General features: G+C 69.7%; 24 protein-coding genes. 17 read left to right on the forward strand and 7 right to left on the reverse strand.

Annotated features, from left to right (window positions below; all coding sequences use genetic code 11):
• The first annotated feature begins 363 nt into the window (after window positions 1-363).
• From aceE to ACIPEK_RS07120, 3 genes are all read left to right on the forward strand, one after another.
• Window positions 364-3,033: a pyruvate dehydrogenase (acetyl-transferring), homodimeric type gene (aceE, locus tag ACIPEK_RS07110; RefSeq protein WP_401991679.1), complete on the forward strand. Its 2,670-nt coding sequence runs from the start codon at window positions 364-366 to the stop codon at window positions 3,031-3,033.
• Between the two features lie 191 nt (window positions 3,034-3,224).
• Window positions 3,225-4,196 carry a helix-turn-helix transcriptional regulator gene (locus ACIPEK_RS07115; protein ID WP_401991682.1) on the forward strand — a complete coding sequence of 324 codons (972 nt, stop codon included), beginning with the start codon at window positions 3,225-3,227 and terminating at the stop codon, window positions 4,194-4,196.
• Window positions 4,197-4,257: 61 nt separating this feature from the next.
• Window positions 4,258-4,779, forward strand: coding sequence for a DUF4240 domain-containing protein (locus tag ACIPEK_RS07120; protein WP_383078444.1), 522 nt, complete (start codon window positions 4,258-4,260; stop codon window positions 4,777-4,779).
• Window positions 4,780-4,804: 25 nt separating this feature from the next.
• Here ACIPEK_RS07120 and ACIPEK_RS07125 read toward each other — a convergent pair whose 3' ends face one another.
• Window positions 4,805-5,575 carry an SDR family NAD(P)-dependent oxidoreductase gene (locus tag ACIPEK_RS07125; RefSeq protein WP_401991685.1) on the reverse strand — a complete coding sequence of 257 codons (771 nt, stop codon included), beginning with the start codon at window positions 5,573-5,575 and terminating at the stop codon, window positions 4,805-4,807.
• Between the two features lie 146 nt (window positions 5,576-5,721).
• On the opposite strand from ACIPEK_RS07125, the gene ACIPEK_RS07130 reads away from it, so the two are divergent.
• Window positions 5,722-6,357: a TetR family transcriptional regulator gene (locus ACIPEK_RS07130; RefSeq protein ID WP_401991688.1), complete on the forward strand. Its 636-nt coding sequence runs from the start codon at window positions 5,722-5,724 to the stop codon at window positions 6,355-6,357.
• Between the two features lie 15 nt (window positions 6,358-6,372).
• Here the strand turns inward: ACIPEK_RS07130 and ACIPEK_RS07135 are convergent, their stop codons facing one another.
• Both ACIPEK_RS07135 and ACIPEK_RS07140 read right to left on the reverse strand, forming a co-directional pair.
• Window positions 6,373-6,900 carry a GNAT family N-acetyltransferase gene (locus tag ACIPEK_RS07135; protein ID WP_401991691.1) on the reverse strand — a complete coding sequence of 176 codons (528 nt, stop codon included), beginning with the start codon at window positions 6,898-6,900 and terminating at the stop codon, window positions 6,373-6,375.
• 33 nt (window positions 6,901-6,933) lie between these two features.
• Entirely contained in the window at window positions 6,934-7,062 is a 129-nt protein-coding gene (locus ACIPEK_RS07140) for a hypothetical protein (RefSeq protein ID WP_383078427.1), read from the reverse strand.
• 297 nt (window positions 7,063-7,359) lie between these two features.
• Here ACIPEK_RS07140 and ACIPEK_RS07145 point away from each other — a divergent pair, with 297 nt between their 5' ends.
• The 4 genes from ACIPEK_RS07145 (at window position 7,360) to ACIPEK_RS07160 (ending at window position 14,435) form a co-directional block, all read left to right on the forward strand.
• The gene (locus tag ACIPEK_RS07145) at window positions 7,360-8,259 is read left to right on the forward strand and encodes a TIGR01777 family oxidoreductase (RefSeq protein WP_401991855.1); all 900 of its coding nucleotides are present in this window, start codon (window positions 7,360-7,362) and stop codon (window positions 8,257-8,259) included.
• 170 nt (window positions 8,260-8,429) lie between these two features.
• Window positions 8,430-9,743: an NAD(P)/FAD-dependent oxidoreductase gene (locus ACIPEK_RS07150; protein WP_401991694.1), complete on the forward strand. Its 1,314-nt coding sequence runs from the start codon at window positions 8,430-8,432 to the stop codon at window positions 9,741-9,743.
• Between the two features lie 193 nt (window positions 9,744-9,936).
• Window positions 9,937-12,165, forward strand: a complete 2,229-nt coding sequence (locus ACIPEK_RS07155) for a family 20 glycosylhydrolase (protein WP_401991858.1) — start codon at window positions 9,937-9,939, stop codon at window positions 12,163-12,165.
• 17 nt (window positions 12,166-12,182) lie between these two features.
• The gene (locus ACIPEK_RS07160; RefSeq protein ID WP_401991697.1) at window positions 12,183-14,435 is read left to right on the forward strand and encodes an alpha-L-fucosidase; all 2,253 of its coding nucleotides are present in this window, start codon (window positions 12,183-12,185) and stop codon (window positions 14,433-14,435) included.
• Between the two features lie 116 nt (window positions 14,436-14,551).
• Here ACIPEK_RS07160 and ACIPEK_RS07165 read toward each other — a convergent pair whose 3' ends face one another.
• Window positions 14,552-16,294 carry a regulator gene (locus ACIPEK_RS07165; RefSeq protein ID WP_401991700.1) on the reverse strand — a complete coding sequence of 581 codons (1,743 nt, stop codon included), beginning with the start codon at window positions 16,292-16,294 and terminating at the stop codon, window positions 14,552-14,554.
• A 261-nt stretch (window positions 16,295-16,555) separates the two neighbouring features.
• On the opposite strand from ACIPEK_RS07165, the gene lipB reads away from it, so the two are divergent.
• From lipB to ACIPEK_RS07185, 4 genes are all read left to right on the forward strand, one after another.
• On the forward strand, window positions 16,556-17,368 hold the full coding sequence (gene lipB, locus ACIPEK_RS07170; protein ID WP_401991703.1) for a lipoyl(octanoyl) transferase LipB: 813 nt from the start codon (window positions 16,556-16,558) through the stop codon (window positions 17,366-17,368).
• Between the two features lie 132 nt (window positions 17,369-17,500).
• Window positions 17,501-18,466 carry a lipoyl synthase gene (gene lipA / locus ACIPEK_RS07175; RefSeq protein WP_401991706.1) on the forward strand — a complete coding sequence of 322 codons (966 nt, stop codon included), beginning with the start codon at window positions 17,501-17,503 and terminating at the stop codon, window positions 18,464-18,466.
• A gap of 329 nt (window positions 18,467-18,795) precedes the next feature.
• Window positions 18,796-18,996 carry a hypothetical protein gene (locus ACIPEK_RS07180; RefSeq protein ID WP_401991709.1) on the forward strand — a complete coding sequence of 67 codons (201 nt, stop codon included), beginning with the start codon at window positions 18,796-18,798 and terminating at the stop codon, window positions 18,994-18,996.
• 19 nt (window positions 18,997-19,015) lie between these two features.
• On the forward strand, window positions 19,016-19,723 hold the full coding sequence (locus tag ACIPEK_RS07185; protein WP_401991712.1) for a DUF4191 domain-containing protein: 708 nt from the start codon (window positions 19,016-19,018) through the stop codon (window positions 19,721-19,723).
• Between the two features lie 107 nt (window positions 19,724-19,830).
• Here ACIPEK_RS07185 and ACIPEK_RS07190 read toward each other — a convergent pair whose 3' ends face one another.
• Window positions 19,831-20,298: an RDD family protein gene (locus ACIPEK_RS07190; RefSeq protein ID WP_383081109.1), complete on the reverse strand. Its 468-nt coding sequence runs from the start codon at window positions 20,296-20,298 to the stop codon at window positions 19,831-19,833.
• 254 nt (window positions 20,299-20,552) lie between these two features.
• Between ACIPEK_RS07190 and glnA the strand changes: the two genes are divergently transcribed.
• From glnA to ACIPEK_RS07205, 3 genes are all read left to right on the forward strand, one after another.
• Window positions 20,553-21,962, forward strand: coding sequence for a type I glutamate--ammonia ligase (gene glnA / locus ACIPEK_RS07195; RefSeq protein ID WP_383081106.1), 1,410 nt, complete (start codon window positions 20,553-20,555; stop codon window positions 21,960-21,962).
• Window positions 21,963-22,623: 661 nt separating this feature from the next.
• Window positions 22,624-23,409, forward strand: coding sequence for a hypothetical protein (locus ACIPEK_RS07200; protein WP_401991717.1), 786 nt, complete (start codon window positions 22,624-22,626; stop codon window positions 23,407-23,409).
• A 323-nt stretch (window positions 23,410-23,732) separates the two neighbouring features.
• A complete protein-coding gene (locus tag ACIPEK_RS07205; protein WP_401991720.1) occupies window positions 23,733-24,686 on the forward strand; it encodes a helix-turn-helix transcriptional regulator in 954 nt (317 codons plus the stop codon).
• Between the two features lie 29 nt (window positions 24,687-24,715).
• Here the strand turns inward: ACIPEK_RS07205 and ACIPEK_RS07210 are convergent, their stop codons facing one another.
• Window positions 24,716-25,201, reverse strand: a complete 486-nt coding sequence (locus tag ACIPEK_RS07210) for a hypothetical protein (RefSeq protein ID WP_401991723.1) — start codon at window positions 25,199-25,201, stop codon at window positions 24,716-24,718.
• Between the two features lie 167 nt (window positions 25,202-25,368).
• On the opposite strand from ACIPEK_RS07210, the gene ACIPEK_RS07215 reads away from it, so the two are divergent.
• Window positions 25,369-25,491: a hypothetical protein gene (locus tag ACIPEK_RS07215; RefSeq protein WP_401991726.1), complete on the forward strand. Its 123-nt coding sequence runs from the start codon at window positions 25,369-25,371 to the stop codon at window positions 25,489-25,491.
• Window positions 25,492-25,612: 121 nt separating this feature from the next.
• On the opposite strand, the gene ACIPEK_RS07220 is transcribed toward ACIPEK_RS07215, so the two are convergent.
• Complete coding sequence (locus ACIPEK_RS07220) at window positions 25,613-25,882, reverse strand: hypothetical protein (RefSeq protein WP_093897585.1); 270 nt, start codon at window positions 25,880-25,882, stop codon at window positions 25,613-25,615.
• A 120-nt stretch (window positions 25,883-26,002) separates the two neighbouring features.
• Here ACIPEK_RS07220 and ACIPEK_RS07225 point away from each other — a divergent pair, with 120 nt between their 5' ends.
• Window positions 26,003-26,362, forward strand: a complete 360-nt coding sequence (locus ACIPEK_RS07225) for an arsenate reductase family protein (RefSeq protein ID WP_114244178.1) — start codon at window positions 26,003-26,005, stop codon at window positions 26,360-26,362.
• Window positions 26,363-26,374 lie beyond the last annotated feature (12 nt).

Genomic DNA, 26,374 nt, shown 5'->3' on the forward strand with positions numbered 1-26,374 from the left:
TTCGTTCGAGCAGGGGAGGCCCCATCCGAGGCCATCCCGACGCCTTGGAATCGCACGCACCATGCCGCGTCCGCTCTCCGATCGAAGGTCACCCGAGAGACTCTGAGGGGCGTACGCATCTGTCGCGAGGGGCGCTCGCCTGTGCAGGCGAGCGCCCCTTATATGTATTAAATCCCGTCACTCCGTGCCCCGTTTCACGGCACCGAATGCCAATTTCTTCATATCGAGAAGTTTTGCCCTTCATCCTTTGATCGATCATCGATCGGCGACTTACAGTTCACTCCGCGGGCCCACCGGCCCCATCGCCCTGTCCTGCCAGTCAGGGCCTTTCTCCACCCCCCTCCACTCCGGAAGGCGGCGATCATGACCGACCCCGTAGGAAAGCTTCCGAGCGAGCTCGACCAGCTCCCGGACCGTGACCCCGAGGAGACCGCCGAATGGGCGGCCTCCCTGGATGCCGTCACCAAGGCCGCGGGCCCGCACCGCGCCGCGTACCTGATGCGCCGCTCGCTCCAGCACGCCGAGGGAGCCGGTCTCGCGCTGCCCAAGCTGCTGGAGACCGATTACGTCAACTCCATCCCGACCGCCGCCGAGCCCGCGTTCGACGGTGACCTGGAGATGGAGTCCAGGATCACCGCCTGGAACCGCTGGAACGCGGCCGCGATGGTCACCCGTGGCGCCCGGTACGGCGTCGGCGGGCACATCGCCACCTTCGCCTCGGCGGCCTGGCTGTACGAGACCGGCTTCAACCACTTCTTCCGCGGCAAGGAGGGGGACGGCTCCGGCGACCAGCTCTACATCCAGGGCCACGCCTCCCCCGGCATCTACGCCCGCGCCTTCCTCGACGGCCGGCTCAGCGAGCAGCAGCTCGACAACTTCCGCCAGGAGGCGGGCGGCGACGGTCTGCCGTCCTACCCGCACCCGCGGCGGCTGCCCTGGCTGTGGGAGTTCCCCACGGTGTCGATGGGCCTCGGCCCGCTCTCGGCCATCTACCAGGCGCGCTTCAACCGCTATCTGGCCAACCGCAACATCAAGGACACGTCGAACTCGCACGTCTGGGCCTTCCTCGGCGACGGCGAGATGGACGAGCCCGAGGCGACCGCCGCCCTCGCCCTCGCGGCCCGTGAGCGGCTCGACAACCTGACCTTCGTCATCAACTGCAACCTGCAGCGCCTCGACGGTCCGGTCCGCGCCAACTTCCGCGTGGTCCAGGAGCTGGAGGGCGCGTTCCGCGGCGCCGGCTGGAACGTCATCAAGACGCTCTGGGGCAGCGCCTGGGACGAGCTGTTCCGGCTGGACACCACCGGTGCGCTGGTCCGCCGGCTCCGTGAGGTCCCGGACGCGCAGTTCCAGACGTACGCCACCCGCGACGTCGCGTACATCCGTGAGCACTTCTTCGGCGCCGACCCCGCGCTCGCAGAGCTGGCGAAGCTGTTCAGCGACGCGAAGATCGGCGAGTGTTTCTACACCTCCCGCGGTGGCCACGAGGCCCGCAAGGTCTACGCGGCCTACCGCGCGGCTCTTGAGCACAAGGGCGCGCCGACCGTGATCCTCGCTCAGACGGTGAAGGGCTACACGCTCGGCAAGGGCTTCGAGTCCAAGAACGCCAACCACCAGATGAAGAAGCTGTCCGTCGACGAGTTCAAGGACATGCGCGAGCTGCTCGGACTCCCGATCCCCGACAGTGCCTTCACGGACGGGCTGGTGCCCTACGGCCACCCCGGCGCCGGCTCCCCCGAGGTCCGTTACCTCCAGGAGCGCCGCGCCGAGCTCGGCGGCCCCGCCCCGGCCCGCCGGGTGCACGCGGTGGCGCTGCCCGAGCCGGAGGAGCGGGCGTTCGCCGCGCTCAAGAAGGGGTCCGGCAAGCAGGAGATGGCCACCACCATGGCGTTCGTGCGCCTGGCCAAGGACCTGATGCGGGACAAGGAGACCGGCAGGCGCTGGGTGCCGATCGTCCCGGACGAGGCCCGTACCTTCGGTATGGAGTCGCTGTTCCCCTCCGCCGGCATCTACTCCCCGCTGGGCCAGACGTACGAGCCGGTCGACCGCGACCAGCTGATGTACTACAAGGAGGCCAAGGACGGCCAGATCCTCAACGAGGGGATCACCGAGGCCGGGGCCATGGCCGACTTCATCGCCGCGTCGACGTCGTACGCGACGCACGGCGAGACGATGATCCCCTTCTACATCTTCTACTCGATGTTCGGCTGGCAGCGGACCGGCGACCAGATGTGGCAGCTCGCCGACCAGCTCGGCAAGGGCTTCATCGTCGGCGCCACGGCCGGCCGGACGACGCTGACCGGCGAGGGCCTCCAGCACGCGGACGGCCACTCGCACCTGATCGCGTCCACGAACCCCGCGTCGCTCAACTACGACCCGGCGTTCGCGTACGAGATCGCAGTGATCGTCAAGGACGGTCTGCGCCGGATGTACGGCCCCGAGGCCGAGAACGTCTTCTACTACCTGACGGTCTACAACGAGCCGAAGCCGCAGCCCGCGATGCCGGAAGGCGTCGAGGAGGGCATCGTCAAGGGCCTGTACCGCTTCAAGGAGGGCACGCCCGCGACGGCGGACGCGCCGCGCGTCCAGCTGCTGGCCTCCGGTACGGCGATCCACTGGACCCTGGAGGCGCAGGAGCTGCTGGCCGCGGACTGGGGTGTGACGGCCGACGTCTGGTCCGCCACCTCGTGGGGCGAGTTGCGCCGTGAGGCGCTGGAGTGCGACGAGGCGCTGCTCCGCGGTGAGCAGCGGGTGCCGTACGTGACCCAGGCGCTGGAGGGCGCACCGGGTCCGGTCCTCGCGGTCAGCGACTGGATGCGGCAGGTCCCGGACCAGATCAGCCAGTGGGTGGAGCAGGACTGGTCCTCGCTCGGCACGGACGGCTTCGGGCTCTCCGACACCCGTGATGCGGCCCGCCGCCACTTCGGTGTCGACGCCCGGTCGATCACGGTCGCGGCCCTGGCCCAGCTGGCCCGCCGCGGCGAGGTGACCGCGTCCGCGGTCAAGGAGGCCCGGGAGCGGTACGGGCTCTGACGTGCGAAGGCAGCCGGGTACGCCCGGCTGCCGCCTCGCCCCCGGTCGGGCGGAGGCTCTGTCCTCGATCGCCGGACGGGCTTGATTTTCAAGCCCGTCCGGCGATCGAGGACATCTTTGAACCCGGCCGGCGATCGAGGCCACCGCGGGCCTGCGGGTCACAACCCGCACACCGCGGCCACAATGGCCGCATGCGTGCTGCCCGTCTCATCAAAATGGTGCTGCTCCTGCAGTCCCGCCCCGCCATGACCGCCGCCGAGCTCGCCCAGGAGCTCGAGGTGTCCGAACGGACCGTCACCCGGGACGCGCAGGCACTCTCCGAAGCGGGCGTCCCGGTCTACGCGGACCGGGGCCGGGCCGGGGGCTACCGGCTGATCGGCGGGTACCGCACGCGCCTCACCGGACTCGCCCGTAACGAGGCCGAGGCGCTCTTCCTCTCCGGGCTGCCGTCCGCCCTGCGTGAGATGGGCCTGGAGGACGCCGCGTCCGCCGCCAGGCTCAAGGTGTCGGCGGCCCTGCTGCCGTCCCTGCGCGACGCCTCGGACAGCGCCGCCCAGCGCTTCCACCTGGACGCTCCCGGCTGGTACCAGGAGCCGGTGACCCCCGAACTGCTGCCCGCCGTCGCGGAGGCGGTCTGGGACGACCGGATCGTCCACGCCCGCTACCGCCGCAGCGGCCGGGACGACGAGGTGGAGCGGGAGCTGGCCCCGTACGGACTCGTCCTGAAGGCCGGGGTCTGGTATCTCTGCGCCCGCGTGGCGGGCGACTTCCGGGTGTACCGGATCGACCGGTTCTCGGCCGTCGCGGTGTCGGACGAACGGTTCGAACGCGACGGGCAGTTCGATCTTCCTGGCTTCTGGGACGAGCGGGCCGCCCAGTTCGCCCGCTCGCTCCTGCGTACCGAGGTGACGGTACGGGTGACGGAGGAGGGTGTACGCCGACTGCCGTACGCCATGGACCGTTCGGCGGTCCACGAGGCGCTGGACGCGGCCGGCCCGCCCGACGCACAGGGACAGCTCACCGTCACCCTGCCGGTCGAGTCCCTCGATGTCGCGTACAGCCAACTGATGGCCCTGGGGCCGGAGTCGGAGGTCCTCGAACCGGCCGCTCTGCGGGCGCGCTTCACCGCAGCCGCCGAACGCCTGCGCGACCTCTATCGCTGAAGGCTTCTTTTCGCCGCGTCCGCGTGCGTCGCCCGCCGCCAAGGCCGATGCTTGTCCCGTGATGGACGAGACGGAGTTCTGGGAGATCATCGACAGCACCCGCGAGGCCGCCGAGGGCGACCCCGAGGACCAGGCCGATCTGCTCGTCGAACGGCTGGTGCGGCTCGATCCCGAGGCCGTGCTGGATTTCGCCAGGCACTTCGAGGCCCGTTACAACCGCGCCTACCGCTGGGAGCTGTGGGGCGCCGCCGCCGTACTGCTCGGCGGCGCGAGCGACGACGCCTTCGACTTCTTCCGCTGCTGGCTGATCGGACAGGGCCGGGAGATCTTCGAGGGCGCTCTGCACGATCCGGACAGCCTCGCCGATCTCCTCGACGACTTCGACGAGGAGATCGACGGGGACGCCGAGGATCTCGGCTATGCCGCCGACGAGGCGTACGAGCAGCTCACCGGCGTGGTCACCCCCGACCTCGGGCTGCCGCCCCAGACCTCCGAGCCGGAGGGCACCCCCTTCGGTTTCGAGGACGACGCGGCGCTGGCCGAACGCTTCCCCCTGCTCTGGGAGCGGTTCGGCTCCGGCTGAACGCGCCCTGGGCCCTGCCGCCCCGTCAGAAGTGGGTTCCGCCGTCGATCCGGATCTCCGTACCCGTGATGAACGCCCCGTCCTGCGATCCGAGCATCGCGACGACGCCCGCGACGGTGTCCGGGCTGGCGAAGCCCTCCCCGAGCGCCGGAGACAGCTTCATGAAGAGCGACATGTCGGCATCGGCGGGCAGCCCCGGGCCGTTGCCGCTGGTCATGTCGGAGGAGATCGAGCCGGGCGCGACGGCGACGACCCGCAGCCCCTGCTTGCTGTACTCGCTCGCCAGCGCGTGCGTCATCGACTGGACACCGCCCTTGCTCGCCGCGTACGCCGACATATAAGGGTGCGCGAAGCTCGCCGAAGTGGAGGAGAAGTTCACGACGACCGGCTTGTCGCCCGCCAGCAGGGCCGGTATCGCCTCACGGATCATCAGGAACGTCCCCGTGAGGTTGACCGCGAGGATCTTGTTGAAGAACTCCAGCGACGTCTTGTGCGTGTGCTCGGAGCGCAGAATTCCGGCCGCGTTGACCAGTACGTCGAGGCCCCCGAGGGTGGCCACGGCGGAGGCGACACCCGCCTGGACGGCCACCTCGTCCGAGATGTCGAGGACGAGGGTGGTGAGGCGGTCGGCGGTGCCGTTCGCCACGGCCGTCGCGTACGTGGCCTTCAGCCCGGCCTCGTTGACATCGGCCGCGACGACGCGGCCGCCCTCGGCGAGGACACGGTGGACGGTGGCCTGGCCGATGCCGGAGCCACCGCCGGTGATGAGTGCGCGGCGGCCTTCGTAGCGGTTCATGTCTGTTCTCTCCCGGTCCCGGTGACTGCTGTCCCGAAGCTGTCTCGATACTTCCTCGATCGATGTCCACCGTACGCCTAAGTGGCACGTTGTGCCATAACGTCATTTCGTGCACACCTCTCCCCTGCCGGGGTAATCTCCTGGGAATGAGCACCGAGCCGAGTCAGCCGTCCCTCACCGAGCGCCGTAAGGCCGCAACCCAGCTGGACATCGCGCGCGCCGCCGCCGCGCTCTTCGCCGAGCGCGGGCCGGAAGACACCACGGCGGAGGACATCGCCCATCGGGCGGGCGTCGCGCTGCGTACCTTCTACCGGTACTTCCGCTCCAAGCAGGACGCGGTGGGTCCACTGCTCTCCGGCGGCGCCGAACGCTGGCGGGGGCTGTTGGAGGCGGCCGAGCCGGGGGAGGCGCTCGCCGGGGTGCTGGAGCAGGCGGTCACCGAGGCGCTCCGCGTGCCGGACGCGGACGCCGCCGACCAGCTCGGCTGGACGCGCGGGCTGCTGCGGGCGGCGGTGGAGGACCCGGCGTTGCGTGCCGTCTGGTACCGGGTCAATCAGGATTCTGAGGAACGGCTGCTGCCGGTGCTGACCCGGCTGGCGGGCGACGGGGCGGACCCGCTGGAGGTCCGGCTCGCCGCAGCCGCCGCCACGGACGCGGTACGCGTCGCGCTGGAAGCCTGGGCGGAGACGGACGCGCCGACGAGCGGGCCCGGCTCACCTTCCGATCTGGCGGTGCGCTGCCTCCATGAACTCATGGGCGGCATGCGACTGTTCAAGGGCTGAGCGGGAAACAAGGGGTCACGGCGCCAGCGAGCGGCCCATCATGACGTCGTCGACGTAGCGCCCGCCCAGGAAGAACTCGCCGGGCAGCACACCCTCGACGACGAGCCCCTCCGACTCGTACAGGGCCCGCGCGGGCGCGTTGTGCCCGAGCACCCGCAGCGTCATCCGGTTCGCCCCGTCACTCCGCGCCGCCGCGAACGCCGCCCGCAGCAGGGCCCTGGCGATTCCACGGCCGCGCGCCCAGTCGGCCACGGTGAGACCCTGTATCTGGCGCACATGTGTGTTGCAGGCCAGCGGGGTCGGCACGACGACCCGTATGTAGCCGGCGATGCGTATCCCACCCGCCGGATCCTCCGCCTCGGCCACGAGGAAGTCCTCGGGCTTGTGGCGGTCGTCGAAGAACGGCGCGTACGGGGGCTGCGGCCTCGGTGTCACGGCGTGCAGCGTCGACCAGGTGGCGCGGTCGAGTTCACCGAGAGCGGCTTCATCGGAGAGGACGGCGGTGCGGACGGGGCGAACCGGGCGCGTGTGGATCACAGACATGCGCGCCACTGTTCCACGGCCCGCCCGGTCGCGTCATCGCATATCTGCCGGGCGCTCGGCGGAGCCGAACGGGAAGCGGCGGAAGTCGTCGGCGGCGTCCTGCGGGGTGCAGAAGCCGACACCCTCGCGCCCGGAGACGTACGCGATGAAGCGTTCCAGCACGCCGGCTCATCGCGATGGGATTCTCGTGCGATGAGCCGCGCGCTGTCGGCCACCACCCTGGAGTCGCCGGAGGGACGGCTGCGCCGGCTGTTCCGGCAGATCGACGGCCCTGGACCGCTCCGGAAGGAGCACCGGCTGCTCTCCGCCGCCGTCACCGCGGCGGACAGCGAGGCGGCGGCGGTCTGCGGCGTGTGCGCCACTACCGGGATGTCGCCCTACAACTGCTGTTCGAGTGATTCGAGCGTGACGAGTGATACGGGCGAGGCGCCCCCTGCGCCGCTGCGGCAGGATGGGGCCATGGTGTACTCCCGTATCGCTGTCACCGGATCCACCGGACTCATCGGAGCCGCGCTGGTGCGCGCGCTGCGGGCCGACGGGCACGAGGTCGTGCGCCTGGTCCGGCACCCGGCGCGCGCCGGGGACGAGGTCGAGTGGGACCCGAAGCGGGGTTACGTCGACGGGGCGGGCCTGGTCGGCTGCGACGCCGTCGTCCATCTCGCCGGCGCCGGGGTCGGCGACCACCGCTGGACGCAGGAGTACAAGCGGGAGATCCGGGACAGCCGGGTGCTGGGCACAGCGGCGATCGCCGAGGCGGTGGCCTCCCTCGGCGTACCGCCGAAGGTGCTGCTGTGCGGGTCGGCCATCGGCTACTACGGCGACACCGGGGACCGCGCGGTCGACGAGAGCGCGCCGCACGGCACGGGCTTCCTGCCGTCCGTCTGCGTGGACTGGGAGGCTGCCGCGGCCCCGGCGGAAGCGGCAGGCATCCGGACGGTGTACGCGCGCACGGGTCTGGTCGTCGCCCGGGAGGGCGGGGCCTGGGGGCGGCTGTTCCCACTGTTCCGGGCGGGGCTCGGCGGGCGGCTCGGCAACGGGCGCCAGTACTGGAGCTTCATCGCGCTGCACGACCACATCGCGGCCCTGCGGCACCTCCTCGACACGCAGTCGCTGTCCGGACCGGTGAACCTGACCGGCCCCGACCCCGTGACCAACGGCGAGGTGACAGCCGCAATGGGGCGTGTGCTGCACCGTCCGACGCTGTTCACCGTCCCGGCACCCGCGCTCCGGATCGCCCTCGGGGACTTCGCGGAGGACGTGCTGGGCAGCCAACGGGTGCTGCCCGCACGGCTGCTGGAGTCGGGGTTCACCTTCGCCTTCCCCGGCATCGACGGCGCCATTCGTGCGGCGCTGCGCTGACCACGAACGGCCGAATCACACGGATGTGCGACCCCGTGCAACGGTGCCCCGGGCCGCGCGCGACTGCGCCCGAACCGGACCCCTCCTAGCCTCGTGGCGAACTCGGGCATTCCGGGGGCCTGTTGGGGGCAAGAGCCTCCCAGCAGTTGCGCCGACTCGGGGAGGGGCACGTGCTCAGCACGGCACACCACGCGGACGTCGTCATCATCGGTGCCGGGATCGCCGGCCTGTCAGCAGCCCATCAATTGACCAGTGCAGGCGTCAGCGTCAGCGTTCTGGAGGCCGGCCCACGGGTCGGCGGCCGGATGACCACCGAGGAGGTGGACGGATTCCGGCTCGACCACCTCGGCCCGCTACTCAGCACCTCGTATCCGGAACTGCGCACGACGCCAGGTCTCGAAGGGCTCCTGCTGCGGAACTTCGCACCGGGGGTCCTCGTCCACAGCGAGGGCCGCCAGCACCGGACCGGCGACGTGCGGCACACACGGAGCGCACGGGGCGCACTCAAGGCGGCACGCGCCCTGGCGAGCGCCCCCCGCCCGCCGATGGGCGGGCCGATCGACCAGGCCCGGCTCGGCGCCGCCCTGGCCCGGCTCGCCACCACCCCGGCGTCCCGCATCCTGGCCCGGCCAGAACAGACCGCGCTCGCCGCCCTGTCCAGCCGCGGCCTGCCGTCCCGTACGGTCAACGGCTTTCTGCGCCCCCTGCTCACCGCGCTGCTCAGCGACCCCGGGCTCACCACATCGAGCCGCTGCGCCGATCTCGCCCTGCGCGGCTACGCACGCGGCCGGCTGTGCGTACCGTCCGGCGGCTCGGCCACGCTGCCCGAGCTGCTGGCGGCGGCCCTGCCGCCCGGCACCGTGCGGACCGGTGTCCATGTCACCGCCGCCGGCATCACCTCCGTACGCACCAAGGAACACGGTGAACTCGGCTGCCGTTCCCTGCTGCTGGCCACCGGCGCGAGCGCCGCGGCCGAGCTGCTCCCCGGCCTGCGGGTGCCGGCCTTCCATCCGGTGACGGTCCTGCACCACACCGCCCCCGCTCCCCCGCCGACCGGCGCCTCACTGCTGCTGGACGCCGACCGCTCGGGCCCGGTCGCCCACACCTGCGTGATGAGCGAGGTCGACCCCTCGCGCGCCCCGCACGGCCGGACCCTGATCACATCGACGGTGCTCGGCACCCCGCCGCCCGACCTCGACCGGTCGGTCCGCGCCCATCTCGCCGCGCTGTACGGCACCCCCACGGACGACTGGGAACTCCTGGCCGCCCACCACGACCCGGAGGCGGTCCCCGCCATGCCACCCCCGCACGATCTGCGCCGCCCGGTCCGGCTGCTCGCCGGGCTGTACGTGTGCGGCGACCACCGGGACACGAGCACGGTGCAGGGGGCCCTGCTCTCGGGCCGCCGCGCGGCGCACGCCATCCTCGGCGATCTGGGCATCCGGCCCGGCCACCTGGAGGCGGAGCTGCGCGAAGCGGCCTGAGTCCGCCCGCGCGCATCCTGCCCCGGTCAGGCCGATCCCAACCCCCAACACTCTTTACAGATCGGATCTCTCACCTCACCTCCCGTTTTCGGGAGTGGTCCACACCACTCCCGTAAACACCCTTGTCGTGCAATACATCTACCGCTACGGTCCTGGCGAAACCGGACTTCAGGAGACCGTAGTGCGCCGAGTCATGCCCGTTCTGCCACTCCTCATAGCTCTAGTCATCGGATCTATCTCTCCCATCGCGGCGGCAAACGAGACCCCGGACGAACCCGCGTCGAGCACAAGCGCCACAACGGCCGCCCCAGGGCCTCCCGTTGTTCCCAGACCGACCCGGTGGACCGGCCTGGGCGGCCACACACAGCTGTCGGCGAAGACCCGCATCCTGGTGGACCCCCGGTCCCGGTCCACGACCGCACTCCCCGCCGGACGGGCCGAACTCCCGGGCCCCGCGAGCCAGTCCGTGCAGGAGCTGGCCAAGCAGTTGCGTACGGAGGTGGCCCAGGTCAGCGGGGTCACCCCGACCGTCAGCAGCGACATCCGGCACGCGCGGACCGGCGACATCGTGCTGACGCTCACCGAGCACGGCGCACTCGGCGCGGAGGGCTACCGGTTCGAGAGCACGGACGCCGTCCGCATCGAAGCCGCCTCCACCCACGGCCTGTTCTACGGGACGCGTACGCTCCTGCAGCTGCTGCGCACCGCCCCCGGTCACCTGACCGTGCCGAAGGCCCGCTCCACCGACCGTCCCGCCCAGCCGGTCCGGATGACCATGCTCGACGCGGGCCGCAAGTACTGGCAGCCGGAGTACCTGGAGAAGCTGGTCCGCCGGATGGCCGACCAGAAGCTCAACACCCTGTTCCTGCAGTTCTCCGACTCCGAGGGCTTCCGCCTCCTCAGCCCGGAGTTCCCCGGACTCGCGGACCCCGCGCACAGCTACGACCGCGCGGACATCGAGCGGCTGAAGCGCGTCGCCGCCCGCTATCACGTGCAGGTGATGCCCGGCATCGACGTGCCCGGACACGCGACCGTGATCACCGACGCCTTCGGGATCGGCTTCGGCGACGGCCCCGACCCGTGCACCCAGGCCCACACCCACTCGCACCTGACACCGAACTGGATGGTCGACCTCACCAGCGAGAAGGCGGTCGCGACGACCCGTCGGATCGTGGACGAGTTCGCCGGCTGGTTCGACGCCCCGCTGTTCAGCATCGGCGCCGACGAGCTGCCCGGCCAGCTCGCCGACTGCCCCCGCGTCAAGAACCATCTCGCCGCCGATCCGGACACCAGCACCCTCGGTGACCTGCTGAACGGCTACATCAACACCCTCGACGACGTCGTCGCCGGGCACGGCAAGCGCACCGCGATCTACAACGGCTCCGAGCACCTCGCCGCGCCCCAGCAGCAGGTCCACGCGCCTGTGGTCTTCCTGACCTGGGAGGGGACCGGCACCGAGCCCGTCATCCCCGGCCACGACGAGATCGCCATCGGACCGTTCTACGACACGCCGAACAACTATCACCACTTGTACCCCGACGAGGCGTGGATGTACGACTCCTGGGTGCCCAGCACCGCGCCGGATCTCCTCGGATCCGGTCTGATGAACTGGGCCGACTACAACTTCTGGGCCGACGACGGCTACTTCGAGCAGCAGATGGCCACCGGCCGCGCGATCATGGCGGACCGCTCCTGGAACGCCTCCGCCACCCCGGACACCGTGCAGGACTTCCGGGCGCTGGTCGCCCGGCTCGGCGACCCGCCCGGCCTGCGGCCCGACCCGGTGACACTCCGGGTCGACGACGGCCGCCCGAGCCACCACTGGACCTTCGACCAGGCCTCGTACCCGAGCGGCTGGACGTGGGCCGGCAGCCCCGGCAACACGATCTTCGCCGAGGACACCGCGGGGAACCTGCCCGGCACCTCGTACATCATCAACAACCCCACTCCCATCCCGGACGGGGTACGCGGCCAGGCCTGGCGCTTCGACAGCGACCGCGACGGAGTGGGCTTCGGCGGCCTCGACCTGGCCGAACCGTGGACCGTCTCCGGCTGGGTCAGGACGACCGGCAGGACCAGTGACCAAGTGCTGCTCAGCTCGAAGGCCGGCGCGCTCAAACTCCAGCAGCGGGGCACCGGCAAGGTCGGCTTCACCGGCTACGGCACGGCCGACCACAGCTTCGACTACACCCTGCCGCTGAACCAGTGGGTCCAGCTGACCTGGGTCACCGAGCCGGGCCGCACCACCCTGTACGCGAACGGCGAGCGCGTCGGCACGGTCGGCGCGTCCATTCCGCTCCCGCTGCGCTCGATCGGCACCGAGAAGGCCGGGCTGCGCGGAGATCTCGACGAAGTCACCACCTGGGACGAGGCGTTGAGCCCCGAACAGGTCCGGGCCGACTACGCGCACTACGACCGCTGACCCGAAGGGAACCCGCAGTGACCCTCACCCGCACTCATGCCCGTACCCGTACCAGACTCGTCGCAGCGACGGCCCTGGCGGCCCTCGCCGGCCTTCTGACCACCCCGGCCTCCGCCGCGCCCGAACCCCCGTCGAAGGACTACGTGCCGACGGTGGAGTCCCTCGACAGCCACCCCACGCCGACCTGGTTCAACGACGACAAGTTCGGCATCTTCATCCACTGGGGCGCCTATTCGGTGCCCGCCTGGGGCCCGCGCGGCAGCTACGCCGAGTGGTACTGGAACTACATGAACAGCAAGGGCAGCGCCACCAACACCCACCAGAAGGACACCTACGGCACGGCCGCGAACTACGACGACTTCATCGGGCAGTGGAAGGCCGAGAAGTATGACCCGGACGCCTGGGTGAAGCTGTTCAAGGACGCCGGCGCCAAATACTTCGTGCTGACCTCCAAGCACCATGAAGGCGTCGCGCTGTTCGACAGCAAGGTCAGTGGCCGCGACACCGTGGACCTCGGCCCGAAGCGCGACCTGGCGGGCGACCTGTTCAAGGCTGCGCGCAAGGACACCAAGGGCGGGCAGCTGAAGGCGGGCTTCTACTACTCGTTGTACGAGTGGTACAACCCGTCGTACACCGGCAGCCCGGTCCGCAACCCGTACACCGGCGCCGAAGTCCCGTACACCGGCGCCCCGTCGGTCAAGGACTACGTCGGCGACTACATGGTGCCGCAACTGAACGAGCTGGTCGATCAGTACGATCCCGACATCATCTGGTGCGACGGGCAGTGGGACAAACCCGCCTCGTACTGGAAGACCGCGCCCGTCATCGCCGACTACTACAACCGCGCGAAGAACCGGGCGCACCCGAAGGAAGTCGCGGTCGCCAACCGCTGCAAGATCGAGACCGGTGCGCTGGACAGCAAGGAACTCGACTTCCAAACACCCGAGTACACGGTCAAGCCTGACATCGACCCGAACAAGTGGGAGGCGAGCCGGGGCATCGCGCACTCCTACGGCTACAACCAGAACGAGCCCGAGGAGGACCACCTCACCTCCGACCAGCTGATCGACTCGCTCGCCGACATCGTCAGCAAGAACGGCAACCTGCTGCTCGACATCGGCCCGCGCGCCGACGGCACCATCCCCGAGATCCAGCAGCAGCGACTGCTCGACATCGGCGCCTGGCTGAAGATCAACGGTGAGGCGATCTACGGGACGACCTACTGGCACCACGCCGAGGAGCCGTCCAGCGACGACAAGATCCGCTACACGGTGAAGGACGGCACGCTGTACGCGACCGCGCTGGAGTGGCCCGGCGCCGAACTCACCCTCGGTGCCGACACGCCGGTCGCCGCCGACTCCCGTATCACTCTGCTCGGTTCGGACGGCAGCGCACTGCCGTGGCACAAGGACTCCGCGGGCCGCGTGATCGTCGAGACGCCGAAGAACGGGGCGTCGGCCACCAGGAGCACGAGCGCGTACGTCTTCAAGGTCACCACCCCGGGCGTACACACCCTCGTCCGCACGAGGACCGAACTGCCGAAGGAGCTCAACCCCGGACGAGCCGCCGACGGCACGCTGACCCTGACCAACACCGCCCGCAAGCGCGCGTCCGGGACCAGGATCGGGCTGTCCGGACCCGAGGGCTGGACCGTCACCCCGGCGGCCACCCGGGTGAACCCGCTGGCTCCGGGCGCGGACGCGAAGGTCCCGTTCACCGTCACGCCACCCGCTTCCGCGGCCCCCGGTACGTACACACTGAACATCACCCTGCGCCACGGCCGTCTCACGACCACCACGGCGGTCAAGGTCACGGTGGCCCCGGAGAACCTCGCCCGGAACAAGGCTGCCACCCAGAAGAGCACCGCGTGGGACGCCCCTGCCTCCCGAGCCGTCGACGGGAACACCGACGGCTCCTTCGGATCGGGCTCGGTGACCCACACCGCGGAGCCGTCGTCACAAGCGTGGTGGCAGGTCGACCTGGGCGCCTCGAAGTCACTGTCCGCAGTCGACATCTGGAACCGCACCGACTGCTGCTCGGACCGGCTCAAGGACTTCTGGGTCCTGACCTCGGACGCCCCGATCACGGCCGACGGACTCGATGAGGCACGGACCGCACCCGGCGTGACGGCGGTGCATGTCACCGGCCAGGCCGGACGGCCGTCCACCGTGCAGCTCCCGGCTGGCACCTCCGGCAGGTACGTCCGCGTGCAGCTGGCGTCCGGCACCGACCCGCTGTCGCTGGCGGAGGTCGAGGTGCGCGGGCACTGAGAGAGCCCCGCCGAACGGGTGGTGGCCCGGGCCGATCGCTTCCGGTCCGGGCCACCACCCGTGTCGCCACGCGGAAGAGTCACGTGCAGGAGTCGCCCGTGGTCACGCCGGAGAGATCACCCGAGGGCCGCGACCCGCTCGCGGTATCCCCGAACCGCGGCCGCGTCCCGGAACGGCTCCAGGCGTCGCTCGAAGTCCCGTACGTACTCCGTCGCCCGTACCGACCGCATCTCCGCCGCCTGCTGGGCGGCCTCGGCACCGAGCAGGCACGCCTGGTCGAGCTCACCGAGCCCGAGCCGCGCGGAGGCCAGCACCACCCGGCAGAACAGTCTGCTGCGGGCGTACGCCGGGGCGCGCAGCTGGAGGGAGCGCTCGGCGTGCTGCGCCGCGACCCGGTACTGCTGCAGATCCCGGTGGCAGTGGCCGAACTCGTCGGCGAGCTGGGCCTCGTCGAAGTACCGCGCCCAGTGCGGCACCTCGTCCCCGGGGCGGGCGGTCTCCAGCGTGTGTTCCGCCCGCGCCAGCGAGCCGGTGCAGAGCCTCGCCTCGCCGAGCACCCCGTGACCGCGTGCCTCCACGGCGTGCAGCAGCGCCTGGACGACGGGCGGCGCCGACGAACCGATGCCCTGCTGGGCGACGCGGGCCAGCTGTACGGCTTCCCTGCCGTGCCCGAGATAGACCGCCTGCCGACTCATGGTGATCAGGACGTAGGCGCCGTACGCGCGGTCCCCCGCGGCCTGGGCGAGCCGCAGCGCCTGGACGAAGTACCGCTGGGCCAGGCCGTGGGCCGCGATGTCGTACGAGGTCCAGCCCGCCAGGCGGGTCAGATCGGCGGCGGCGGAGAAGAGCCGGCGCCCGGTGGCCTCCCCGTAGCTCCCGCGAAGCATCGGCTCCGTCTCATGCTCCAGATACCGGACGAGGGCCTGCCGGGCGTGGCCGCCGCCGTAGGCGTTGTCGAGGGTACGGAAGAGTTCGCCGACCGACCGCAGGGCGGCGACATCACCGCTGCTGACCCGCTGGCCGGGGCCGCGGTCGCTCTGCCGTTGCCGGGGGACGCCGGGGGCGCCCGACAGCCCTGTTCCCAAGGAGGCGGGAGCGGTCGAGGGTGCGGGGGACCCGGGTGGCGCGGACGGTCCGGAAGGCCGGGACGGTACGGGCCCACGGGCCCCGCCGCGGCCACTGACGCCGGACGCCCCCGTCGCACCGTGCCCGCTGCCGCCGGGCCAGTACGACCCGTGCAGCCCCTGTGCCCCGACCCCGCGCGCCTCGCCGGGACCACCGGGCCGCGCCGAACCACCGGCCTCAGTGGCCCCCGCAGCCCCAGAGGCCCCGACGGACCTGCCGAGCGCACCAGCCGCACGGGCACCCCCGGCGCCGCCCGGCACCGTGGGCGAGGACTCGCTCCCCCGTCCCACCCACTCATCGGCCCGGCCGATCAACCAGTCCCTGCTGGGGACGACGAGCCCGGCCGGGGTGAAGGCGATCTTGCGCAGCTCCGCTTGGCTGCCCGAGTCCTTCCGCCACAATCCGCTGACGATGTCGACCGCCTCGGCCGGCGTCGCCGCGAACTCCAGGCCCGCGTAGACAGGGGCACATGAGTCGAGGCCCAGGTCCTGCGCGGAGAGGCGGCGCCCTAGCCGCCGGGTGAAGACCTCGGCGATCAGCGCGGGGGTGGTTCCGCGCGGCTGCTGGCCGCGCAGCCAGCGGGTCACGGAGGTCTTGTCGTACCGCAGGTCGAGGCCGTGTTCCAGGCCGAGTTGGTCCACCCTGCGGGCGAGGCCGGCGTTGGAGAAGCCGGCCTCGGTGATGAGCGAGGCGAGTCGGCGGTTGGGGGTGCGCTGCGGAGGTCGTTCCGACATCAGCTGTACGGTCTCCTGCCTTCGGGGCCGGGCGGGCAGCCCTCATGGACGGCGTGAATTTAGCGGCCTCTGCGGCGGTCGCAGCCACCTTCGCTTCACTTTCATCCGATCGTGTGAGGATTGGGGGTGGCGCTGACGGGAACGACCTGCTGGGCCACCGTCCGGAGTCCGGTCGTACAGTGGCTCGGGGCTGATTCAGTGCATGGTGGCGTGGCTCCGGGCACCCCGGCTCCCGGCACCGCGAGTAGGGAGGCATCTGTCGTGACTGAGCTTCGGTTCGTCCGGCTGGGGTTCGGCGAGGAAGCCGTCGACTACCAGGAGGCCTGGCAGAAGCAGCGCGAGGTGCACGCGGCCAGATTCGAGGACACCGTCCCGGACACCTGTCTGCTGCTGGAACACCCGCCCGTCTACACGGCAGGGCGGCGCACGACCGACAGTGAGCGCCCGCTGGACGGCACCCCGGTCATCGATGTGGACCGCGGCGGGAAGATCACCTGGCACGGTCCCGGACAGCTGGTCGGCTACCCGATCCAGAAACTGCCCCGCCCGGTGGATGTCGTCGCGCACGTCCGCCGGCTGGAGGACGCGCTGATCCGTACCGCCGCCGAATTCGGGGTGGAGACCTCCCGGGTCGAGGGCCGCAGCGGGGTCTGGGTCCTCGGCGACCCGGTCGAGGACCGTCCGTCGATCGGCGGCCTCTCCCTCGACTTCGACCCGCGGCTGCGGGACGAGGAGTTCGATCCGCGGCTGAACGGCCCCGAGTACGCCCCGTCCAACGCCGGGCAGCGCCGCGAGGACCGCAAGCTGGCCGCGATCGGCATCCGGGTGGCCAAGGGCGTGACCATGCACGGCTTCGCGCTCAACGTGAACCCGGACAACACCTGGTTCGACCGCATCGTGCCGTGCGGCATCCGGGACGCGGGCGTCACGTCACTCTCGTACGAACTGGGTCGCGACATCGCGATCGCGGATGTGCTCCCGGTCGTCGAGAAGCACCTCAAGGACGTCCTGGAGAACGCGCAGCTCGCCCCGCGCACCATCGAGCGCCCGGCGGATGCCGTGGCCACGGCATGACAGCCTGGACACCCGGCAGGGAATAGGCCCTGCCGGCCACAGGTTGGCCACACGTAAAGCCGTTTGAACCACGGGCGTACCCTGGTGTTCGCCGAAGAATCCAATGCAGTGAAAGCAAAGGGGAGTGCCGGAGTGTCCGCTGTCGCACCCGACGGGCGCAAGATGCTGCGCCTTGAGGTCCGGAACAGCCAGACCCCCATCGAGCGCAAGCCCGAGTGGATCAAAACCCGGGCGAAGATGGGCCCCGAGTACAACCAGCTGCAGAAGCTCGTGAAGAGCGAGGGTCTGCACACGGTGTGCCAGGAGGCCGGCTGCCCCAACATCTTCGAGTGCTGGGAGGACCGCGAGGCCACGTTCCTCATCGGCGGCGACCAGTGCACCCGGCGCTGCGACTTCTGCCAGATCGACACGGGCAAGCCGCAGGCGCTGGACCGGGACGAGCCCCGCAGGGTCGGTGAGTCCGTCGTCACGATGGACCTGAACTACGCCACCATCACCGGCGTCGCACGCGACGACCTGGAGGACGGCGGTGCCTGGCTGTACGCCGAGACCGTGCGCCAGATCCACACGCTGACCACGGACCGGGAGGCCGGCCGCACCAAGGTCGAGCTGCTGATCCCCGACTTCAACGCGGTGCCCGAGCAGCTCGCCGAGGTCTTCTCCTCACGCCCCGAGGTGCTCGCCCACAACGTCGAGACGGTGCCGCGGATCTTCAAGCGGATCCGCCCCGGTTTCCGTTACGAGCGCTCCCTGGAGGTCATCACGCGGGCCCGCGAGGCCGGCCTGGTGACCAAGTCCAACCTGATCCTCGGCATGGGCGAGACCCGCGAGGAAGTCAGCGAGGCGCTCCAGGATCTGTACGACGCGGGTTGCGAGCTCATCACGATCACGCAGTACCTGCGGCCCTCCGTGCGCCACCACCCGGTCGAGCGCTGGGTCAAGCCACAGGAGTTCGTGGAGCTGAAGGAGGAGGCCGACGAGATCGGCTACTCCGGCGTGATGTCCGGGCCGCTGGTCCGTTCCTCGTACCGCGCGGGCCGTCTTTTCCAGCAGGCGATCGAGCGGCGCGGCGCCGTCGCAGCGGCGCCCGCTGTGTGAATCCGAGCACAAGAAGCTACCGAGCGGTAACAGCTGATTCGACGCGGCCCATACGCTCCCCGCAGGTCGGGGGCGCGTATGGGCCGCGTCGGCGTGCGCTGCGCCCATATCAAGGTTTCATTGGTGTTTGACCGACCGGTCACGCGCTGGTAACACCGAGCAATGACGCTGGGTGCGACGGCGCAGCGACTCCGCGGGCCGCTGCCACCCCTGCTTCCCGCACCCAGCGCACTCCACCCACTTCGCGCAACGCAGTCCCGGGCAGATCGGCCCGGGCAGCTGAGTCCACGCCACTCAGTCCGCACATCCGCTCCGAGGAGATTTCCACGATGCAGGCCGTGCCGGTACGCGCCACCGCCATCCCTTCCGTCACCGATGCCCTCCGTGCCGTCGAGTCGCTGCTGCTGAGCAGCGGCCAGCGCACCGCCCGCCACAATGCCTGGACAGCCGTCCTGGAGGACCGGCGCCGGGCCAAGGACCGGATCGAGACCGAGTACGTACTGGAGGCCGCGGCCGACCACCGTTCCTGAGCCACGTAAACTTCCGTACATGGCGAGGAAGGCAAACACTGAAGGCGCGAACAGCGCCGAGAACGCGGGGCGGCTCAAGCAGATCGCCCTGACCTACAAGATGACCCGGCGGACCGACTCCAAGATCGGTCTTGTCGTCGCGGGTGTGGGAATCGTCACCTTCGGTGTCCTCCTCGCGGTCGGTTTTCTGATCGGCCACCCCATCTACCTGGGCATCCTGGGCTTCGTGCTGGCCCTCCTCGCGATGGCGATCGTCTTCGGACGGCGTGCCGAGCGCGCGGCCTTCGGGCAGATGGAAGGACAGCCGGGCGCTGCGGCGGCAGTGCTGGACCGGGTGGGCCGTGGCTGGACCACGACCCCTGCGGTCGCGATGAACCGCAGCCAGGACGTCGTCCACCGCGCCGTGGGCAAGGCGGGCATCGTCCTGGTCGGCGAGGGCAACCCGAACCGGGTGAAGCTGCTGCTCGCGGCCGAGAAGAAGAAGATGGCGCGCATCCTGGTCGACGTACCGGTGCACGACATCGCCGTCGGCAACGACGAGGGCCAGGTGCCGCTCAAGAAGGTGCGCACCAAGATGCTGAAGCTGCCGCGCGTCCTGACCGGCCCGCAGGTGACGGCCGCCAATGACCGGCTGCGCGCGATGGGCGACCTGATGAGCAACATGCCGCTGCCCAAGGGCCCGATGCCGAAGGGCATGCGGATGCCGCGCGGCGGAAAGATGCGCTGACACTTCCGCCGTACATATCCGCTGTACGCACGAAGAGGGCGGGTTGCGAACCGGTTCGGTTCGCAACCCGCCCTCTTCTCATACCGTCTGCGGTATCCGTCCTCGGCTCAGATACGCACCTGGACAGCGCGGGCCAGCCGGTCGTGCAGGCCGCGGCCGTCGCGGTCCCAGACCAGGGCCGGAATCGCCAGGCACAGCAGCACACTCCGGACGATCACCCGCCCGAAAGTGAGCCGGCCACCGTTCTCGGCGACGACCCTGATACCCAGGAGTCGCTTGCCGGGCGTGCAGCCGATGGTCCCGACGGTGAGCACGCTCAGCACGAGAAAGACGCCGAGCGCCCAGTTCCCGGCCGTCTGCTGGTCACCGCGAGCGAACAGCCCGTATGCGATCACCATGCACAGGACCCAGTCGATGAAGAGCGCACCGAAGCGCCGGCCGAGCGGCGCCACGGATCCCGGCCCGTGCTCGGGCAGACCGAGCCGCTTGCCCCGGTGGCCGAAGTCGGCCCCCATCTCCTCGGCGGCCGCGCGCGGCCCGGAGAGCCACGATCCGATTGCTTGCCTGTTGTCCACCCGACCACGGTACTGCGCCCGCCCGCGCGCCCTGCCGGGCGGGGGGCCGCTGCGGGCTGCCGCCCGGCAGGCACGAGGGCCCCGAACCGGCCACGAGGCGCCGCCCGCACCCGGCTCGGTTAACTTCTGCGAAACAAATGGGTCATGCTTGAGAAATCCGGTCTGCCTATGGTCGGGTCCAGCGTGTGCCACCGCACTGGCCGCACCACGAGCTACAACCCCGTCCCTCCCGGGCCGGGAGTAGGAGGAGTTGGATGTTCCAGAACGCCGACGACGCGAAGAAGTACATCGCCGACGAAGACGTCAAGTTCATCGATGTCCGGTTCTGCGACCTGCCCGGTGTGATGCAGCACGTCACCGTACCGGCGGCAACCTTCGAACCGGCCGACGAGCTCGCCTTCGACGGCTCGTCGATCCGCGGCTTCCAGGCCATCCACGAGTCCGACATGGCGCTGCGCGCGGACCTGTCGACCGCCCGCGTCGACCCGTTCCGCCGCGACAAGACCGTCAACATCAACTTCTTCATCCACGACCCGATCACGGGCGAGCAGTACAGCCGTGACCCGCGGAACGTGGCCAGGAAGGCCGAGGCGTACCTCGCTTCCACCGGCATCGCCGACACGGCGTACTTCGGTCCCGAGGCCGAGTTCTACGTCTTCGACAATGTCCGCTTCCAGACGTCGGCGAACGAGAGCTTCTACCACATCGACTCCGAGGCCGGCGCCTGGAACACCGGGTCGGAAGTGAACAACCGCGGCTACAAGGTCCGCTACAAGGGCGGCTACTTCCCGGTCCCGCCGGTCGACCACTTCGCCGACCTGCGTGCCGAGATGTCCCTGGAGCTGGAGAAGAGCGGCCTTCAGATCGAGCGCCAGCACCACGAGGTCGGCACCGCCGGCCAGGCGGAGATCAACTACAAGTTCAACACGCTGCTCGCCGCGGCCGACGACCTGATGCTCTTCAAGTACATCGTGAAGAACGTCGCCTGGCGCAACGGCAAGACCGCGACCTTCATGCCGAAGCCGATCTTCGGCGACAACGGCTCGGGCATGCACGTCCACCAGTCCCTGTGGGCCGGCGGCGACCCGCTGTTCTACGACGAGCAGGGCTACGCGGGCCTCTCGGACATCGCCCGCTACTACATCGGCGGCATCCTCAAGCACGCCCCGTCGCTGCTGGCCTTCACCAACCCGACGGTGAACTCGTACCACCGCCTGGTCCCGGGCTTCGAGGCCCCGGTCAACATGGTGTACTCGCAGCGCAACCGCTCGGCCGCCATGCGTATCCCGATCACGGGCTCGAACCCGAAGGCCAAGCGCGTCGAGTTCCGCGCCCCGGACCCGTCGTCCAACCCGTACCTCGCCTTCTCCGCTCTGCTGATGGCCGGCCTCGACGGCGTCAAGAACAAGATCGAGCCCGCCGAGCCGATCGACAAGGACCTGTACGAGCTGGCTCCCGAGGAGCACGCGAACGTCCAGCAGGTCCCGACCTCCCTCCCGGCCGTCCTGGAGGCGCTGGAGGCGGACAACGAGTACCTGCAGGCCGGCGGCGTCTTCACGTCCGACCTGATCGAGACGTGGATCGACTACAAGCGCACCAACGAGATCGCCCCGATCCAGCTGCGTCCGCACCCGCACGAGTTCGAGCTGTACTTCGACCTCTAAGAGCCTGTCGGGTGACCTCCGATCGGATAGCGGACGCGGTCTGGTGCGTGCGATTCCAAGGCGGAGGAGGGAGTCAACGCGGAGCGTTGGTGACTGACGACAACGCGGGAAGCGTGCGTGCCAGGGCGTGGCCGCCCGGTCGGAGGTCACCCGACAGGCTCTAAGCCGCCGGGTCGGCCTCGCTGGGCCCCCGCGACGGGCGGCGTCCGGCGTGGTCGGGTCCGCTGTAGCCCGGCCGGCGACCTTCAGCCGGGCGAGCCGCACCGTGACGGTGAACGAGAACAGGCCGGGATCTGTCCCGGCCTGTTCTTCTTTGATCCGTCGGGCCGGTGCTCGCCGGACTCGGCCATGGCATCGAAGGCCGCGCCCTTCGCCGGTGAACCCGAACTCCCGTGCATGGCAGCGATGTCGTGGAGCACAGGACGCGAACGCGCCCCAAACGATGACTGATCGGGCACCACTCAATTGAATGGGGAATTGACCGCCCTCCCAGCATTCGAAGCCAGCCCATTCTTCCTGGACGAATAATGCGTCGCCCCCGAATTCGCAACCGCACGGGATAAACCTGACACTGCCACTCCCAGGATGAGCGGTCTCTTGTTGCGCATCAGCGCTCATGCAACGCTTTTTCTTGCTCGGACCCATCACAAAGGGGAATCTCATGCAAGGAAAGAAGCGAATTCTCGCCCTGGTCGGCGTCCCGCTGGGTGCATCACTCGCACTGGCACCAGCAATCTCCGCCGAGGCGCACGCCGCAACTCCTGGCAAGAGTGCAGCATCGGGGGCCGCTTCACACCCTTCGATCGCTCCGAAATCCTCCTGTTCGATTTCTGGAATCGAAGACCCGAATGAGAGCGCGACCATAAAGGGCGCCGGCTTCACCGCTGGGCAAGTGGTCACCTTCTTCAGCGGGAAACGCGCGATCACGACTGCGACCGCTGACGGCGCCGGAGCGGTCAGCGCAGTGGCAGTGGTCAAGGCCGACGAAACCGTTACGGCCCAAGAGGGAGCGAACCAACAAGGTTGCCTGAACCTTGTCAAGCCGCCCACAACGACGGGCACAACGGTTCCTCCGGGAACCGGCACACAGGTTCCGGGCACAGCCGCCGATCGGGAGCAGGCGCTCGCCGCCGGGGAGAACGACGGCGACGCAACGTGCAGGCAGAAGGTCGACCAGTTCAAGAACAACGCGGACAAGAGCGCGGCCTTCCGGGCGGATTACGCCACCGGATTCAACAACAAGGTGGCAGCCACCGTCGGCTGCTCGGCCATGCTTGCGCAGCTTCGGTCCGGACTCCCGGCTGGCCAGACCCAAAGCCAAACCGCCCGAACCCAGGAGCAGGGCCAGGGCCAGGGTCAGGGCCAGAAGCAAGGCCAGGGCCAGAAGCAAGAGCAGGGTAAGAAGCATGGGCAGGGTAACCGCGGAGAAGGGCGAGGGAACCGCTGACCCAACCCCACATGAAGGGTCCGTCAGCTCGCTGCCGGACCCTTTGTGGTGTGACCGGACGTGACAGGGCTCGGTGCTGCGACCACGTCGCGGCGCCGGGCCCTGCGGCATTGCAGCACGCAGCAGATGGTGATCCGGCTATAGCCCAGCTGTAGCCCCGGTCATCCGTCCGGAGCCGGTAGCAGGGCTTGCTCACCGCAGAACGGTTCGACGCAGCTTCCACACACGTCGCAGAGCGCGCATCCAGAAACCGACTATCCTGGGGGGGTAGAGGTCCCAGGTAATAACCATCCGCAACAGTCGCCCAGCAGAGGGAACAACGGATGAATTACGACCAACGGCGAGCAGAGCTCGCGGACTTCCTCAAAACACGACGGCTGGCCCTTCAACCGGAAGAGGTCGGCCTTCCGTCACGAGCATCACGGCGAACCCCCGGCCTGCGGCGGGAAGACGTCGCCGACCTTGCGGGGATCAGCGCCTGCTGGTACGCCCGCCTCGAACAGGCCCGTAACATCCGGGTCTCCGACCAGGTCCTCAATTCGTTGGCCAAAGCCCTTCGCCTCAGCGCCGATGAGCGCGACTATCTCCTGGCCTTGGCGAACAGTGACGCCCGTTCCAGCGCGAGCGTTCCCGCGGACGGTGTGTCTCCGGCTCTCCAGCGCATCCTGGACAGCCAGCATCCGCATCCGGCATTCGTTCTCGGTCCTCGATTCAACATTCTTGCCTGGAATCAGGCAAGAACCGATGTCTACGGCGATCTCACCAAAATCCCCCCTGAACACCGTCACATGCTGTGGCTGTTCTTCGGCGGCTATATGCGTGAACTGATTCAGAACTGGGAGCCGAGCGCCCGATCCGTACTGGCCAAGTTCCGCGCGGCCACCGGATCGTACGTCCACGAACCTTGGTTCACCACACTGGTCAGCGAGCTGAGCCAGCACAGCCCGGAATTCCACAATTGGTGGCAGCAGCACGAAATCGAAAGGCACCATGCCACCGCTCGGGAAGTGCGCCATCCTTTCGTCGGCCGTATGGTGCTGGAGGAGAGCGCGCTCATTGTCGACGACTGCTCGGATCGGCGGATCATTCTCGAGATCCCGCAACCCGGCACCGGCACCGAGAACAAGCTGACGGCGCTTTCCTGCCGGCCTCACCGGGTGCAGCTCCACCGTGGTATGCGCTTCGGGGGCCGGCCTCACGGGAACGACGGAACAACCACTGCTGACGGGGCTGCCTGGCAGGGTTCCAGTGGGTCGCGGCGTAGTGACCACCCGTGAAATGAGGGCAGTTGTAGCGCGATCTGCGATCAGTGCCGCAGGGCGGTTCCCACGTCGGCCTTGATGTCGCCCGACAGCTTGCGGTTGCTGCGGGCCGTCGCGTCCTTGGAGGCCTTCGAGCCGACGTCGTCGACCGTCACCACCACTGTGTCGAGCAGATTGCCGCTCGGGTCTCGGAAGTTGATCTGCACGGCGTACGACTTCGCCGAGTCGGCGCTGTTGGTCACCGTGACCTTCGCGGTGGCGCGGCCGTCGTGGCCGGTGCTCGGTGTGCCCAGCCTGACGTCGCTCCTGGCGTTCACGCCGTTCTTGAAGCCCTTCAGCTTCTCGCCCGCGGCGGCTGTCGCCGAGGCCACCACGTCGGAACCCCTGGATGCCACCGACGCCGCGGCTGAGGCGGCTTTGGACGCCGTGCTGGAGGCCTTGCCGCCGTCGTCGGAACACGCGGCGGCCGTCGACATCACGGCCGTCGTCAGCAGTACGGCCCACAGACCTTGTGCGGCCTTCCTCGTCATCGCGCCTCCCAGTACTGGCCCATCGCCCCAGTCAAAGGGGCTGCGGGCGGGGCCGCATGCCATGCACGCCGGACGGGTGATGGACCGGGCCGGAGCGAACGTCGTACGTCAGGGAGCGGCTGCCCGGTGGAGTCGCGGCGTACCGGGCGACGGCCGAGTCCGGTGGCATGAGCGACCAGGACCCGGACCCGGGCGGCATCCCGGACCAGCCATGGACCCAGCCGCAGCCACCGCCCCGTCGGCGGCAGTGGCCCTGGGTGGTGCCGGCCGTCGCGCTGGTACTGGCGTGAGGGGGGCCTTTGCCACTGCCACCTGCAGCGGGTTCTGAGCCGGGTGCGGTCGCACGTGCCTGTGCCTCCGGGGTTTCCGGAGGCACAGGCTTCGCGTACGCGAGCAGTCGATCGTCAGCCGTCAGCGGCCGTAGCGGATCAGGGCGCGGACCATGCGGCAGGTCGTGTCGGACGGCGGGTGGATGCCGATGCGCTCGGCAGTCGTACGTATCTTGTCGTTGGTCGCGGTCGACGGGTAGTAGACGCCCGTGTCGAGCAGGGCGATCGCCAGGCGCATGGCCTTCAGGCGGCGATTGTGGGAGACGTACCACTCGCGGGGCCGGCCCGCGGGGAGCGGCTTCTTCTGCAGGGGCTTGTGGAGCGGCTTGGTCGTGACTGCGGCAACGGCCATGGGCAACCTCCTGGCACGGTCGTGAAACCCTCACGAACTACCTCTATTTTACGGCCCACCACTGACAATCGTCGCTGGCCAGAAGGGCTTTCGCACCGCCCCTCCCGTATCGTTGGCCCCATGGAGATCTGGATCAATCCCGCCTGTTCCAAGTGCCGCAGCGCGGTGCAGCTGCTCGACGCCGAGGGCGCCGAGTACACCGTCCGCCGCTACCTGGAGGATGTGCCGTCGCCGGACGAGATCCGGGCCGTGCTCGACCGGCTCGGGCTGGAGCCGTGGGACATCACGCGGACGCAGGAAGCGGACGCGAAGGAGCTCGGACTCAAGGAGTGGCCGCGCGAGGCCGGTTCGAGGGAGCGGTGGATCTCGGCGCTCGCCGGGCATCCGAAGCTGATCCAGCGGCCGATCATCACGGCGGACGACGGCACCGCCGTCGTGGCGCGCACGGACGAGGCGGTACGGGACGCCATGGAGCGCTGAGCACCCCGCGCG

Origin of the sequence: Streptomyces sp. NPDC088246 (assembly GCF_044741025.1) — a bacterium.
In the GTDB taxonomy this organism is placed as follows: domain Bacteria; phylum Actinomycetota; class Actinomycetes; order Streptomycetales; family Streptomycetaceae; genus Streptomyces.

Excerpts from the sequence above, each read along its gene's own strand:
- aceE (WP_401991679.1), top strand. The coding sequence starts at position 364 with ATGACCGACCCCGTAGGAAAGCTTCCGAGCGAGCTCGACCAGCTCCCG.
- ACIPEK_RS07115 (WP_401991682.1), top strand. The coding sequence starts at position 3,225 with ATGCGTGCTGCCCGTCTCATCAAAATGGTGCTGCTCCTGCAGTCCCGC.
- ACIPEK_RS07120 (WP_383078444.1), top strand. The coding sequence starts at position 4,258 with ATGGACGAGACGGAGTTCTGGGAGATCATCGACAGCACCCGCGAGGCC.
- ACIPEK_RS07125 (WP_401991685.1), bottom strand. The coding sequence starts at position 5,575 with ATGAACCGCTACGAAGGCCGCCGCGCACTCATCACCGGCGGTGGCTCC.
- ACIPEK_RS07130 (WP_401991688.1), top strand. The coding sequence starts at position 5,722 with ATGAGCACCGAGCCGAGTCAGCCGTCCCTCACCGAGCGCCGTAAGGCC.
- ACIPEK_RS07135 (WP_401991691.1), bottom strand. The coding sequence starts at position 6,900 with ATGTCTGTGATCCACACGCGCCCGGTTCGCCCCGTCCGCACCGCCGTC.
- ACIPEK_RS07145 (WP_401991855.1), top strand. The coding sequence starts at position 7,360 with ATGGTGTACTCCCGTATCGCTGTCACCGGATCCACCGGACTCATCGGA.
- ACIPEK_RS07155 (WP_401991858.1), top strand. The coding sequence starts at position 9,937 with ATGCCCGTTCTGCCACTCCTCATAGCTCTAGTCATCGGATCTATCTCT.
- ACIPEK_RS07165 (WP_401991700.1), bottom strand. The coding sequence starts at position 16,294 with ATGTCGGAACGACCTCCGCAGCGCACCCCCAACCGCCGACTCGCCTCG.
- ACIPEK_RS07180 (WP_401991709.1), top strand. The coding sequence starts at position 18,796 with ATGCAGGCCGTGCCGGTACGCGCCACCGCCATCCCTTCCGTCACCGAT.
- ACIPEK_RS07185 (WP_401991712.1), top strand. The coding sequence starts at position 19,016 with ATGGCGAGGAAGGCAAACACTGAAGGCGCGAACAGCGCCGAGAACGCG.
- glnA (WP_383081106.1), top strand. The coding sequence starts at position 20,553 with ATGTTCCAGAACGCCGACGACGCGAAGAAGTACATCGCCGACGAAGAC.
- ACIPEK_RS07200 (WP_401991717.1), top strand. The coding sequence starts at position 22,624 with ATGCAAGGAAAGAAGCGAATTCTCGCCCTGGTCGGCGTCCCGCTGGGT.
- ACIPEK_RS07205 (WP_401991720.1), top strand. The coding sequence starts at position 23,733 with ATGAATTACGACCAACGGCGAGCAGAGCTCGCGGACTTCCTCAAAACA.
- ACIPEK_RS07210 (WP_401991723.1), bottom strand. The coding sequence starts at position 25,201 with ATGACGAGGAAGGCCGCACAAGGTCTGTGGGCCGTACTGCTGACGACG.
- ACIPEK_RS07215 (WP_401991726.1), top strand. The coding sequence starts at position 25,369 with ATGAGCGACCAGGACCCGGACCCGGGCGGCATCCCGGACCAGCCATGG.
- ACIPEK_RS07220 (WP_093897585.1), bottom strand. The coding sequence starts at position 25,882 with ATGGCCGTTGCCGCAGTCACGACCAAGCCGCTCCACAAGCCCCTGCAG.
- ACIPEK_RS07225 (WP_114244178.1), top strand. The coding sequence starts at position 26,003 with ATGGAGATCTGGATCAATCCCGCCTGTTCCAAGTGCCGCAGCGCGGTG.